This window comes from Sorangium sp. So ce302 (assembly GCF_051530145.1).
Lineage (GTDB): Bacteria > Myxococcota_A > Polyangia > Polyangiales > Polyangiaceae > Sorangium > Sorangium cellulosum_B.
On record NZ_CP150326.1, the window covers coordinates 8995112 to 9008883 of the forward strand.

The 13772-nt window shown below is 72.0% G+C and carries 10 protein-coding genes; 9 read left to right on the forward strand and 1 reads right to left on the reverse strand.

Annotated elements, in window-relative coordinates; all coding sequences use genetic code 11:
• The first annotated feature begins 363 nt into the window (after positions 1-363).
• Both WME73_RS34115 and WME73_RS34120 read left to right on the forward strand, forming a co-directional pair.
• Entirely contained in the window at positions 364-1332 is a 969-nt protein-coding gene (locus WME73_RS34115; RefSeq protein WP_437917456.1) for an NAD(P)-dependent alcohol dehydrogenase, read from the forward strand.
• Between the two features lie 13 nt (positions 1333-1345).
• Positions 1346-2305 (forward strand): helix-turn-helix domain-containing protein, encoded by a 960-nt coding sequence (locus tag WME73_RS34120; protein ID WP_437912247.1) that lies wholly within the window; start codon positions 1346-1348, stop codon positions 2303-2305.
• A 33-nt stretch (positions 2306-2338) separates the two neighbouring features.
• On the opposite strand, the gene WME73_RS34125 is transcribed toward WME73_RS34120, so the two are convergent.
• Positions 2339-3778: a family 43 glycosylhydrolase gene (locus WME73_RS34125; protein WP_437912249.1), complete on the reverse strand. Its 1440-nt coding sequence runs from the start codon at positions 3776-3778 to the stop codon at positions 2339-2341.
• 242 nt (positions 3779-4020) lie between these two features.
• On the opposite strand from WME73_RS34125, the gene WME73_RS34130 reads away from it, so the two are divergent.
• The 7 genes from WME73_RS34130 to WME73_RS34160 all read left to right on the forward strand — a co-directional run bounded on the left by WME73_RS34130 (position 4021) and on the right by WME73_RS34160 (position 13770).
• Positions 4021-4242 carry a helix-hairpin-helix domain-containing protein gene (locus WME73_RS34130; protein WP_437740524.1) on the forward strand — a complete coding sequence of 74 codons (222 nt, stop codon included), beginning with the start codon at positions 4021-4023 and terminating at the stop codon, positions 4240-4242.
• 258 nt (positions 4243-4500) lie between these two features.
• Entirely contained in the window at positions 4501-7860 is a 3360-nt protein-coding gene (locus tag WME73_RS34135) for a Kelch repeat-containing protein (RefSeq protein WP_437912251.1), read from the forward strand.
• Between the two features lie 347 nt (positions 7861-8207).
• A complete protein-coding gene (locus WME73_RS34140) occupies positions 8208-9803 on the forward strand; it encodes a S1C family serine protease (protein ID WP_437912252.1) in 1596 nt (531 codons plus the stop codon).
• A complete protein-coding gene (locus tag WME73_RS34145) occupies positions 9803-10240 on the forward strand; it encodes a hypothetical protein (RefSeq protein ID WP_437740527.1) in 438 nt (145 codons plus the stop codon). Before WME73_RS34140 ends, WME73_RS34145 begins: the two co-directional genes overlap by 1 nt.
• Before the next feature lie 383 nt (positions 10241-10623).
• The gene (locus WME73_RS34150) at positions 10624-11418 is read left to right on the forward strand and encodes an RNA polymerase sigma factor (protein WP_437917458.1); all 795 of its coding nucleotides are present in this window, start codon (positions 10624-10626) and stop codon (positions 11416-11418) included.
• Positions 11408-12691 (forward strand): FecR domain-containing protein, encoded by a 1284-nt coding sequence (locus WME73_RS34155; RefSeq protein WP_437912254.1) that lies wholly within the window; start codon positions 11408-11410, stop codon positions 12689-12691. Before WME73_RS34150 ends, WME73_RS34155 begins: the two co-directional genes overlap by 11 nt.
• Entirely contained in the window at positions 12688-13770 is a 1083-nt protein-coding gene (locus WME73_RS34160; protein WP_437912255.1) for a hypothetical protein, read from the forward strand. The genes WME73_RS34155 and WME73_RS34160 overlap by 4 nt, the downstream gene beginning before the upstream one ends.
• Positions 13771-13772 lie beyond the last annotated feature (2 nt).

Below are 13772 nucleotides of genomic sequence, written 5' to 3' on the forward strand. Positions count from 1 at the left end.
TTACGCATTTGGCAGAGGCAATGGGATCATCGATCGCCTTGCACGCCGCCGCCGTCCACGATGGGCTTGCGGCGCCGGCGCGCGCCGAGCAGGGATCGCGCGGACATCGTCGTCCCATCAGTTCTGGTGAGCGCCGAAGCGCTCGATCCCCTCCGGCTGCCGCGAGGACCTGGACAGGTACGAGCGCGCGGACGTCGCCGAGACCGACTGACAGGCCCGCCGGGCGGTTCGGGCGTGGCGCTCGCCCCGTGAGATCCCGCGCCGGCGCGCCCGCGCTGAGCACATCCCGGAAAGAGATCCATCTTTCCCGGATCCGATGCTTTCGGGCCCCCCCGCCGCGTCCTTAGTCTGCTTTGCATGCAGATGAAGGCAGCCGTCTACGAGCGATACGGTTCTCCTTCGGTCCTCGAGCTGCGCGAGATGCCCGCGCCGGAGCCGCGGGACGATCAGGTGCGCATCCGAGTGCATGCGACCACGGCGACGGCGGCGTGCCAGATGATGCGGCGAGGCGACACGCTCATGGCGCGGGTCGTGCTCGGCTTCTTCCGGCCGCGGCGGCGCTTCCGGGTGCTCGGGATCGAGGTCGCCGGCACCGTGGAGCGCGTCGGCCGGCGCGTCACGCGGTTCCGCCCCGGCGATCGCGTGTTCGGCTTCACCGGGTTCGGGTCCGGCGGGTACGCGCAGTACGTGTGCCTGTCCGAGGACGCGTCGATCGCGCACGCCCCCGCCGGCCTGAGCCACGAAGAAGCGTGCTCGCTTGTCGACGGACCGACCACCGCGCTCTACTTCCTCCGCGACCGGGCGCGGCTCCGGAGCGCCGAGCGGATCGCGATCGTCGGCGCGTCCGGGAGCATCGGCACGGCGGCCGTCCAGGTCGCGCGGCACCTCGGCGCGGAGGTGACGGCGGTCTGCAGCGAGCGAAACGCCGAGCTCGTGCGTTCGCTCGGCGCGCACCACGTCGTCGACTACACGCGAGACGACTACGCGGCGCGCGCCGACGCGTTCGACGTCGTGTTCGACACGGTCGGCGCGAGCTCGTTCGCGCGCGCGCGGCGCTGCCTCTCGCGCGGAGGCCGATACCTGATCACGGTCGGGGGCGCCGAGCTCTACCTGCGCGATGCATGGAGCCGGCTCTTCGGGAGCAGGAAGCTCGTCTTCGGAATGTCCGTCGACAAGAAGACCGCGCTCCCCGAGGTCTCGGAGCTCGTCGCGCGCGGAGCGCTCCGGCCGGTCATCGACCGGCGCTACGCGCTCGAGGCCATCGCGGATGCGCACAGGTACGTCGAGACGGGACGCAAGCGGGGCAACGTTGTGATCGAGGTAGGCGCGTGATACCCCGATTCGCGTGAGCACACGCGACGCGCTGAGGCTCGGGTCGATCGAGCAGATCCACGGGCTCATCGGGCGCCCGCCGCCCGCGCATCCGCTGATCTCCGTGATCGCCGCGTCGTGGCAGGAGCCGCTGCGCATCGAGATCCCGATCCTCGGGCGCCCCATCGAGTCCGGGCTCTACGTGATCAGCCTGAAGCGCGGGGACGAATGCCACGCCGAGTTCGGGCGACAGGTGCACGACGGGCAGGAGGGCATCCTCGTCTTCGCGTCACCGGGCCAGGTGATCACGCCGATCGGCGGCGAGAGCGAGCTCGCTCACGAGGGTGAGGGCTGGACCGTCGTCTTCCACCCCGACGTGCTACGCGACACGCCGCTCTCGGACGCGATGCACCAGTACCGGTTCTTCGGCTACGCGACGCACGAGGCGCTCCACCTCACACGGCCGGAGCGAGAGACGTTCACGGGCCTCGTCCGGCAGCTCGAGCGCGAGTCCTCGGTCCCTCCCGACTCGTTCGCGCCGGACGTGCTCTCGGCGCAGCTCCAGCTCCTCTTCACGTACTGCCAGCGCGCGTACGCGCGCCAGCTCGAGGTCCGAGCGCGGGCGGGCGGCGTGGCGGAGCGACTCGACCGCCACCTCGACGCGTGCTTCGCGTCGGCCGCGCAGGTCGAAGGCGGGCTCCCCACGGTTCGATCCTGCGCGCGCGCGCTCGGGTACTCGCCCGACTACCTGAGCGATCTCCTGCGCGCGGAGACAGGAACGAGCGCGCGCGACCACATCCACCGAGCCCTCATCGAGGCCGCCAAGGCACGGCTCCTCGCGTCGGACGCGAGCGCGAGCGCGGTGGCCTACGCGCTCGGATTCGAGCACCCGCAGCACTTCTCGAAGCTCTTCCGGCAGAAGACCGGACAGTCGCCCGGCGAGTGGAGACGTGCTGCGACGGGGCCGAATACGCGCCGCGAGACCTCGGCGTGATCTCACGCGCCGCACACGTAGCAGGCGGTCACCTCAACCTGCGTCGGGTCGCGCCGCCGGCCAGACCGACGTGTCCAGCGAGACGACGCCGCCCTCGAAGCGGATCGGCGCGGCAAGCAGCGCCCGGAACGCCTTGTACCCTGCCACCCCCGGGCGGAAGGCGTGCAGGAACACGTGGTGGCGCCCGTCGGCGCCCACGGCCACGGACGGGTGCCCTGGCCCCCACCATTCTTCACTGGAGCTCAGGAAGACCTCCGACGACTTGCGGTACGGGCCCGTGGGGGCGTCCGCCACGGCCGCGCCGATGCCGTAGTACGCGGTCGAGAAGTCGTTGCCGGCGTAAAGCAGGTAATAGCGCCCGCCCTCCTGGGTGATCCAGACGCCCTCGATGAGGTGCGCTTCCCAGGGCTGGTCGTTCTCGAGGATGACGGCGGGCTCCCCCTCCAGCCTGCGGCCGTCGGCCGACAGCCGCTGGGCGTAGATGCGGGTCCTGAGCGCCCGCGATATCCCGGCGATCTCCTCCGCCTCCGCGCCGCACGCCCGCGCCCGCAGCTCCTCCAGCCGCCCCGCGAACCCCGTGAATTCCGCGGTCGCCGCCTCGATCAGCGGCTGCAGGACGAAGAATTGCTCCATGGGATCGAGCGTCGCCACCCACGGCCACAGCGTCAGCGCCAGGACCGCTGTGCGCTGGTCTTTGCGGGCCACGAACAGCTCGCGCACCAGGGCGGGCTTCCGGTGAAGCAAGGCGGCCAGCCGGCGGGGCCACACGCCGTTGTCATCCTTTTTCCAGACCAGCCAGGGCGCGCCGTGGGCGTCGACGAGGATGTGGGCGTCGATCACGTCCCCGGTGACGATCGGCGCGTGTTCCGCCTCGAAGGGGCCGTCCGGGCTCGCGCCTCGGGCGAGGCCGATCGCGAGCGAGCGGTCGTGCATGCGGGCCGTGAAGCAGAGCCAGGTTTCGTTCCCGACCCGGTGCATCTCCGGCGCCCAGAAATCCGCCTGGTTGCGGCCGGTCAGCGTCCAGGCCGGCGCGCGCCCCTCCGGGAAGACGAAGCCGGTCAACCGCCAGGTCGTCAGGTCGTTCGAGGCCAGGATGGGAAAGGCGTTCGGCGCGTCGTTCGAGGTCACGAGCAAGCGCCACGCGCGCTCGCCCACCCGCACCACGCACGGGTCGCCATAGCCGTAGAGGATCTCCGGCGCGATGGACTCGGTCAGCAGGGGCCGCAGCGGCGCCCCGCACTTCCGCGGCGGCGGCGGGGTGCGGGCGAGCGGCATGCGGGTCCCGAGGTCGCGCGCCAGCGCCTCGAAGAGGTCGAGGTAGTCCGTCTGCTCCACCCGGGCGAGCTCATAACGCCGCGTGTCCTGCCCCGGCTCGGTCACCTGGAAGCTGCGCGGCCCCCCGCCGTCGACGGTGACTCCGAAGGTGAACGGTGCGCCAGGCGGCGTCTGCAGGACGATGGCGTCGGCGTTCATGCGACGGGCTCCTCGAGGACTGCCATGCTCGGCAACAGGGACCTGAGTCCGGTCGCGCCGCCGTCCGCCGGAGGCTCGCCGGGTGCGGCACGGCCCCGGCCGCTGCTACCCCGGCCCGGGAACGCTGCGATGTTGAACCACGGTCGCTGTCCTCGACATGCTGTACGTGTTCATGACGCTGGGGCTCACCGGCGAAGCTGAGCGCCAGCGACCCAGGCGACGACCGACATGGAACGAGGCGCATGCCGAGCAGAACGAAAGAACGACCGGAATCTCCACTTCCGAAGGGCATCGGGAAGCCAGCGCTGCGGGCGCTCGCTTCGGCCGGCGTCTCTCGCCTGGACCAGGTCGCTCGGCTCACGGAAGCCCAGCTCATGGCGCTTCATGGCGTGGGCCCCAAGGCGATCGGGGTCATCAAGGCTGCCCTCGAAGCAGAAGGAAAGTCTCTTGCCAAAGACGCGTAGCCCCCGACGTCCAGGCGCCGCATCCCGCGTGCGCCCGCTCCGGGGGGCGCCGACGATCCGATAGCGAGCGCACGGGGCGCAGCGTCGAGGGGCGCAGAGGCCTCGCCCCGGACGCGATTGCGGCGCGCGGCAGGGAGGAGATCGAACACGACACCTCCTGTCCGCGCGCCGCCCCCTCCGCCGACGGACGGGATATTCCGCGCGCGGTGAATGTTCACGCGACCCCGCGCAACAGAGGCCGCGGAGGCCAAGAGGACCATGCGATCGAGTTGGAGGTTCGGAGCCGCCCTCGCCTGCGGGCTCGTGGCGCTGCCCGCGGGCGCCGCGTGGGCGGCCAGCACGCCGTCGTGGGAGGCCGTGCCCTCGATGATCACCCCGCGGGCCGAGCACTCGGCCACGGTGCTCCAGGACGGCCGCGTGCTCGTCGCGGGTGGATTCACGGAGGTGGACGACGGGACGCCGTACGCAGCGCGCACGGCGGTGGGCCTCACGGCGGTCGAGATCTACGACCCCGCCACCAGGACGTGGGCGCCTGCGGCGCCGCTCTACCAGGGCCGGCGCGGTCACGCGGCCGTCCTCCTGCCGAACGGCCAGGTCCTCGTGGCGGGCGGCCGGCTCAGAAGCGAGCAGAGCGGGACAGAGCTCGGCTCGGCGGAGCTGTATGACCCGACGAACGACACCTGGACCAAGGTGGCGAACCTGGCCAAGCCCCACCCCGTGCCCTCGATGGTGCTCGTCGACGGCAGGCCCGTGCTGGTCGGCATGGCCTGGTCCAACTTGCTGTTCCTCGACGAGATGAACGCGGCCGTCTACGACCCGGCGTCGCGCTCCTGGACGGAAACGGCCTTCTGCCTCGACTCGACGATCAACCCCGTGAGCGCGACGCTGCTCCACGACGGGCGGGTGATGTCGGTCGGGAGCCGCTGCAGCATCTATGACCTGGAGACCCGGCTCTGGACTTACGAGCACGGGTCGGTGCTGCCGACGTCGGCGTACAGGTACCCTGACGCGATGACGCTCGCGAGCGGCGGTGTCCTCGTCACGGGAGGCACCCTCTTCGGTCCCGACCCGGCGGTCCACGCCTTCTCGCAGGTCTACTTCCCCGAAGAGGACCGCTGGGCGGCGACGTCCGGGCCCTATGCTCCGGCCTCGTCGTGCGAGACGGCCCCGGGATGGAGCGTCCGGGGGACGCGCACATCGCTGCTCCCGAGCGGGAAGGTGCTGCTGACCGGAGGCCTGGAGACCTGCGGCACGTACGGTACGAGCACGTACAGAGTTCCGTTCTACGGGACGAAGGCGCTCTTCGACGAGGCGACCCTCGCCTGGTCGAGCCTCGACCTGGAATCGCCGGTCACCCTGGCGCGCGCGCTCCACTCCTCGACGGTCCTCAGGGACGGCAGCGTGCTCATCGCCGGCGGGTACGTCGACGCCACGACCCCGACGGCGTCGGCCGTGCTCTTCCACGAGCGCTCGCCGCTCGGCGCGGGCTGCGCGACGGACAGCGACTGTGGCAGCGGCTTCTGCGCGGGCTCGGTGTGCTGCGACGCGCGCTGCGACGGCCCCTGCGACGCCTGCGCGGCCGCGTCAGGCGCGTCGCAGGACGGCGCCTGCACGCCGGTCACGGGCGTCGCCTGTGACGACGCGGACGCGTGCATCGCGGGCGGGGTCTGCGAGGCGGGCGCGTGCGTCGGCGGCGCGGCGGCGCCGGACGGGACGCCATGCGGCGACGGCGACGTGTGCTCGACCGCGAGCGCCTGCGTGGGCGGCGCCTGCATGGGGTCGAGCCTCGCGGTCTGCCTGCCCGCCGACGAGTGCCACGAGGCGCCGGCGTGCGACCCCGCGGCCGGGTGCGCGGCGTCCGGACCCGCGCTGCCGGACGGCACTCCCTGCGCTTTCCCGGGCACCGAGGATCGGTGGCAGGAGGCGGCGCGGATCGACCGCTCCATCCTCTCCGGGTTGCAGACCACGGTGCTCCTGGACGGGACGGTCCTCGTCATCGGCGGGGCCCCGGTGCCCGGCCGGAACGAAACTCGGCGTGTCTGGACCCGCTACGATCCGAGCACGGGCGCGTGGGCGCCGACCGAACCGATCGACGGCTTGCGGAGCTTGCTGACGCCCACATTGCTTCCGGACGGGACGGTCCTGGTGATCGGCGACAGCCCGTTCGTGTACCCCGATTATGGCCCCGCGCCGACGAGGCGCTTCGACCCGGCGACGGGCGTGTGGACGCCGGCCGCGTCCACGGTCGCGCCGCGCTTCGGTCACACGGCCACGCTGCTCCAGGACGGCCTGGTGCTCGTCGCCGGCGGCGACCAGCCCGGCGGTCCCGGCGGCGTCCTGGTCGAGATCTACGATCCGGTCGCCGACACGTGGACCGCGAGAGCGCCCATGAACGTTGCGCGACAGGGCCACTCGGCGACGCTGCTTCAGGATGGCCGGGTCCTCGTCGCGGGCGGCGCTGACGGGTATCCCTCCGAGAGACCGGAGAACCACCTGACGAGCGCGGAGGTGTACGACCCGGCGACCGACGCGTGGACGCCCGTCGCCTCGATGCGCTGGGCTCGCATGCGGCACACGGCGACGCGGCTTCCAGACGGCCGGGTGCTCGTGGCCGGAAGCTGGGGCGCTGACAGCGGCAAGACGGCCGAGATCTACGATCCTGCGACCGACACGTGGGCCTCGGCGACGGAGATGGCCACGGCGCGGAGAGCTCATGGAGCGGTGCTCTTCGCCGACGGCAGGGTCATGGTCGCGGGCAGCTCGCAAGACGTGAACGATGGGGCCCTCGCCGTCGAGCTCTACGATCCGGCGAGCGACACCTGGGCGCTCGGGCCGGCGCTGGCCGTGATGGTCCACGGCCACGCGACGGCGCTGCTCAACGACGGTCGTGTCCTGATCGCCGGCGGCGCCGCCGGCTCTCTGGCCGAGCCGTATCAGAAGATCGACCATGCGTGGCTCTATGTCCCGGCGCAGCCCGCGTCGCGCGGGGCGTGCCAGGCGGGCGCCTGCGTGCCGGGTGGAGGCGGCACGAGCGGAGACGGCGCGGGCGGCGGTGCGAGCAGCGGCACGGGCGGCGACGGCGGGGCGGGTGGCACGGCCACAAGCGGTGACGGCGGTGGCATCAGCGCTGGCGTCGGCGGCGGCGCGAACAGCGGTGGTGGCGGCGACCCGAACAGCGGTGGCGGCGGCGCGAACAGCGGTGGCGGCGGCGCGAACAGCGGTGGCGGCGGCAGCGCAACCGGCAGTGCCAGCGCAAATTCAACCAGCGGCGCCGGCGGCGATGCGACCAGCGGTGGTGGCGGCGACCCGACCAGCGGTGGCGGTGGCGAAGGCGGCGCTGCCACCGGCGGCGACGGCGGAGGTGCCAGCAGTGAAGTTGGCGCCACATCCACCACGACCAGCACGACCGCCGCCGGCGGCGATGACGCCAGCAGCGCCGGCACCGGCGCAACCGGCGCGCAGAGCAGCGGCGGCGGCGACCTCCCGAGCGCAGGAGGGGGCGGCGGCTGCCGCATGACGCCAGGCAGCCAGGGCGCGCCGGCCTGGCTGCTCGCCCTCGGGGCGCTCGCCACCGCGCGGCTGCGCCGGCGCCTCGCGAGGTCCAGCCGCTCCACCTGAGTGGCGGCCGGCGATCCAACCCGGGCTGTGATGCCGAGTCGACATCAACTGCCACCAGAAACGATGAGCCGCAGCCGCGCGCGGGGGCGTCCAATCCGGGATTGCCTGTCCGTTGAAAGGGAAAACTTCCGCGTCGATTGCGGTGGCGGACTGAGCCATGGGGCTCGACACCGCGCCTGAGGTAGATATCGTGGGCGCTACCGAGGAGCATAGGGCTTCTTGGTCGCTGGAAATGGCTTCCAGCCGGAGCTGCGAACGCGGAGAGGCAGCTCAGAGGCTAGGTTTCAGGATTTCGTGAGCACGGGATGAACCAATTGCGGACCCTCGGGGTTTGGTTGCGCTGCGCGTTGCGGTTCGGATTCGGCGTTTCGGCGTTGTTGCTGGCGCCGCGCTTCGCGGAGGCGAAGTCGGTGCGGCCGGTGGAGCCGATCAAGGTGAACGGCAGCGAGCTCGGGACGATCACGATCTCGAACGTCATTCTGAAGGCGCCGAACCTGGACGACGTGCTGATCGTCAAGGAAAAATTCCTGGTGATGTTTCTGGAGGAGATGCGCGAGCTCGGCTACCGCGCGCTCGGCCGCGAGAACCTGGCGCTGAACCTGGATCGCTCGAGCGAGGCGGCTTTCATCCTGGCCGGGACGATGACGGCGGCGGACTGCGCCGACGAGCGAGGCCTCACCTGCGGCATCACCATCAAGTGGGAGCTGCTCGATCGCTCCTCCAAGACCGTGGTCTATCAGATGACGTCGAACCACGAGGAGATGGAGATGCGCGAGCTCGACCGCGCGGCGGCCGGCAACGCGCTGCTGCTCGGCAGCCTGCGCTCGCTGCTCGCCCGGCCGATGTTCGTGCAGGCCCTCCGGGGCTCGGGCGCCCCTGCGGAGGCGCCGGCCGCGCCCGAGTTTCCGCCCGGGGAGATGCGCGGCTGCCCGGCCCGCACCCTGGCGATGCCGAAGATGAGCGAGGACGTCTTGAACGCCACGGCGCTGGTCAAGCTCAACGACGGCGTCGGCAGCGCGGTCGTGATCTCTCCGGATGGCTTGCTGCTCACCGCGGCGCACGTGGCGACGACGCCCGAGGTGGTGGTGCGCTTCCGCGACGGCAAGGAGCTTCCGGCGACCGTGATGCGCGTCAACGAGCAGTCGGACGTCGCGCTCTTGCAGCTGAAGGATGGCTCGCGCGAGACGCCGTGCTTGACGCTGCGCATGCCGCCCCCCAGCACCGGCGACGACGTGTTTGCGCTCGGCGCGCCCGGCGGCGAAAGGCTGTCGTTCTCCGTGACGCGCGGTATCGTCAGCGGCCAGCGCACGTTCGACGGCAACAGCTTGATCCAGACCGACACCAGCATCAGCCCAGGCAACAGCGGCGGGCCGCTGGTCGACGACGAGGGTCAGGTGGTCGCTATCATGACGTTCAAGGCGACCGGGCAGGGCATCGAGGGCCTGGGCTTCGGCGTGCCTTCGGCCACCGCGCTGTCGTCGCTCGGGCTGAGCTTCGGCGAGAAGACCGGGGCGCTCAAAGTCGAGCGTGTCGAGCGTAAAACGGCGTCGGGCGGGCTCGCGCTCAGCGGCGCGGCCGACAAGCCCGATCCGCCCTGGTTTTATGTGGGCAAGGACGCGCCCGGCAAGACGCCGGGTTGGGTCGGGCAGACGCGCGGCTGGGGCTGGGTGACGATCGTCGCCGGCGGCGCCACGGTCGGTACGACCGCGCTCCTGAACATCGGCAGTACGCCCTCCAGCTTCGGCACGCTCCGCACCTGGAACACCGTAGGTTGGGCCGTCGCCGGGCTCGGCGCGGGCATGGTGCTGAGCTCGTACGTCTTTGCGCCGGACAAGGAGCCGCCCGCGACCGGGGGGCGTTCGACGCCCGGCCGCACCTTCGCCGCCGGTGTCGGCGCGCCCGGCATCGGGCTCACCTCACTTTCCATCATGGGGACGTTCTGATGTTGCTCCGCACGCTGTGTGCTGCGCTGCTCTTTCTGCTGCCGGGAGGGTGCCTGCTCTTGCAAGAGCCGCCGCCGACGAGCCCGCTGGGCGGCGAGTGCGAAGACGACGACTGGTGCAATGAAGGCCTGATCTGCGTCTTCCCGTATGGGACGAACAGCCCGGGGGAATGCGGCGCGCCCGGTACGTGCACCGCCGACAGCGATTGCCCCGCGGGTCAGCTCTGCCAGGGCTCCACGATCGACACGTTCGGCGTGTGTCAAGCAAACACGGGCTGCATCTCCGACACGGCGTGTATGGAGGGCGCCACCTGCTACCGCGGTAGCTGCTTGTTCTTGTGCGAATCCTCCTCGGAGTGCCCCGAGGACACGTACTGCAGCACGCTAGATGATTGCCCGTACCGTATGACCTGCTCCAAGGCCTGCGCGTACCTCTGAGGCGCCGCCGAATCGCGCGTGTTTTGGGCCGAGGTTCGGCGGGGCAGGCGCATCCGCGCGCTCCTCTCCTCCCGCGCCGCGCCGTTTCCGTCTTCACGACAGGAATTTTCCGCCATCACGATATTTATTCTCGCGGTGAGCCGGTTCGAGGGCGCGCCGCTACTGCCTGACAGACGTGCGCTTGGCTGGCTGGGTCGAAGTACCTACCCAGATCCTTGCGGCCTCCGCGGACATCCGTGGCGGTCGCCGTGCCGGGATCCGGGCAACGCAGATGGCGAGCGTCCGATGCGATGTTGACTCCACTCCAGGTCATCCGGTGGGCCGTCGCCGCGGTCCGGGTGTACAGGGACCTCGCTGCCGGCTGCGTCGCGCGGCTCACTCCGATGGTGGCGGCGACGATCGCGCCACCCCCCGTGCTGGGACCAGGGCAGCTCGCCGGAACGACCTCCCCGGCGGCGCCCGCGGACCGCCTTGCGCCGGGAACCTCGGCTCGGTACTGTGCTCGCTCATCACGACCGATCTGCGAAGTCACGAGCCCTCGGAGCGATGACGTCGTGCGTAGAGCCAGCCTTGCCATCGCTCCGTCAGAGCGTGGCGGTACTGACGCAAGTGAGGTGGTTCGCGCGCTCATCGAAGGGGAACCATGGGCGGCAACCGCGGTGTGGAACGCACATGCGCCCAAGGTGTTCCGGATCGTCGCGCGCGTGCTCGGGCCCGGCGCCGACGCAGAGGACGTCACTCAGGAGGTCTTTGTTCGCGTGTTCTCCAGAGTATCCGGGCTGAGAGACCCCGATGCGCTGGGGAGCTTCGTGTTCTCGGTGACCGTTCGACTCCTGAAATGGGAGCTCCGCCGCAGGCGCGTGAGGCGCATCCTCCAGCTCGCGGACACGGCCGAGCTCCCGGAGCAGGCGGTCGAGCCGGCGGACAGCGAGGCGCGCGAGGCGCTGGGCCGCCTCTATGCGATCCTCGACACGCTGAGCGCAGACGACCGGACCGCGTTCGTGCTCCGCCACATGGAAGGGATGAGCCTGCCGGAGATCGCGGAGGCAACCGGGGTATCGCTGGCCACCGTGAAGCGGAGGCTCAGCCGGGCGACGGAGCGCGTGTCGTCCCAGGTCGAGAACGACACGTCCCTCGCCGCTTACTGCATGAGGCCGGAGGCGCGGGATGACTCTTGACGAGGAGAAGGACCCGGCGCTCGGCCCGAAGGCCGCGCGCGCCGTCGAGCTCGCTCGCCGGTCGCTCGGCGTGATGTCTCCCCAGCAGCGTGTCCAGGGGCTGCTCCGCGTGACGGAGCGGACGGCGAGGCGCCCGGGCTTCCGGCTGTCGCCGCTCCGGGCCGGAGCGCTCGCGCTCGCGGCGGCCGCCGCGGTCCTGCTCGGCGTCAACGGGTGGCAGCGGGGAACGCGCTCCGATCGGCTCTCCTACGAGGTGGAGGGCGGCGCCGTGCAGCAGGACGGCTCCGTCCAGGCGGACACATCGAGCCGTCCGAAGGTCCGGTTCTCCGATGGCACCGAGGTTCAGCTCGCCGAGTTGGCGCGCGCGCACATCGTGTCGGTGAACGAGCAGGGCGCCAGGGTCGCCCTCGACCGGGGAGAGGTCCACGCGCGCGTGGTCCATCGGTCGGAGGCGCAGTGGCTGTTCGACGCGGGGCCGTTCCTCGTGACCGTGACCGGGACGGCCTTCGCGCTCTCCTGGGCGCCGGAGGACGAGCGCCTCGATCTGCGGCTCGAGAACGGCGCCGTCGTCGTCAGCGGGCCGCTGTCCGGCAAGCCGATCGCGGTGCGCGCCGGGCAGTGGCTGACCCTGCGGCAGCGCACGGGAGAGGTGCTCCTGCGCGATCTCGATCTCCAGCAGGGCGCGGAGGCGTCGCCGGCGCCCGCCCCGCCGTCGTCCGACCGCGCCGAGGAGCCCGGCGCGGCGCCGGTTCCGGATCCGCCCGGGATGCCCGCGAGCCCGGCCGCGTCGGCGCTCTCGGCCGAGCCGAGGCGCGACTGGGCCGGGAAGCTCGCGGCCGGGAAGCTCGACGTCATCGTCGACGAGGCGCAGCGCCGCGGGCTCGACGTCTCGCTCGCGGAGAGCAGCAACGAGGAGCTCTCGGTCCTCGCGGACGCGGCGCGCTACACGAGGCGGAACGACATCGCGCGGCAGGCGCTCCTCGCCCAGCGCCGGCGCTTCCCGGCGACGCAACGGGGCAAGGAGGCGGCCTTCCTGCTCGGCCGCCTCGCGGAGGCCCAGGAGGGAGGCGCCGCGGCGCTCGCCTGGTTCGAGACCTACCTCAAGGAGGCCCCGCAGGGGGCTTATGCCTCCGAAGCGCTCGGGCGCAAGATGGTGATCGTGCAGCGGCTCCACGGCGACGCGCAGGCCGAGGCCGTCGCGCGGGCGTACCTGCGCCGGTTCCCAGGCGGAACTTACGCGCAGGCGGCGCGGGCCCTCGCTCGAACGCCGTGAGGTTCGCGCGGGCGCAGGCGCTGGCCGGGGCCCTCACGCTCCTCCTCTGCGCGGCGAGCCCCGCGGCGTCGGGGGAGCCTGCGCGTGTGGTCCTCGTGCGGCCAGCCGCCGCCGATCCGTCGATCTCCGAGGCGCTGATCCGCATCCGAGGGGAGCTCGTCGCCGATGGATTCGACGTGGAGGTCCTCGATGCGGCGCAGTCGGCGGCCTCCGCCCCCCGGCCGACGATGGACGACGCCGGGCAGCAGGCCGGCTCCGCGGCCCTGATCGGGCTGTTCCTGGCGCCGGACGGTCAGGCCGCCGAGCTCTGGGTGGTCGACCCGCGGACGCACGAGACGCTCGTGCGGCGGATCGACACGCGCGGCGAGGCGCGGGAGCACATCGTCGAGGTGCTCGCTGTGCGCGCTGTCGAGCTGCTCCGCGCGAGCCTGCTCGAGCTCCTGATGTCCTCGCAGCGCTCGGCGGCGCCCGCGCCCGCCGCCGCCCCGCCCCCGAGCAAGGCGAGCCAGCAGGTGCCTCGACAGGCAGAGCGGCCGCGCGTCTACGCGTCGCGCCGATCGACGTGGGGCGTCGAGCTGGGGGGCGGGCTCCTCGCGAGCCCGGGCGGCATCGGCCCGGCGCTGCTCCTTGTTGCGCGTCTGCGCTTCGCGCCGCTCGGTCCGATCGGTCCGCTCGAGGCGCGCCTCTCGTTCGCCGGGCTCGGGACGGCGCCGCGCGTCGCTGGGCCGCAGGGCAGCGCGACCGTGCAGCAGCGGTTCGGGCTCGTCGAGCTCGCGGCGCTCCCCTGGCCCGAGCTGCGCTTGCGCCCGAGGTTCTCGGTGGGCCTCGGGGCGCTCCACGTCGCCGTCGACGGCGAGGCATCGTGGCCGTACCGGGGGGTCCACAGCGCGCAATGGGCGTTCGCCGCGGACGCCGGCGCCGGCGTCGAGCTCGGGATCGTGAGGCGGCTCGACGTCGTCCTCGAGGCGCACGCGCTCGTCGCGCACCCGTATCCGGTGGTCCGCTTCGTCGAGACCGAGGCGGCGCGCGGCGCGCGCCCGGCGCTGCTCGGCAGCCTCAGCCTCGTGGGGTGGCTGTGATC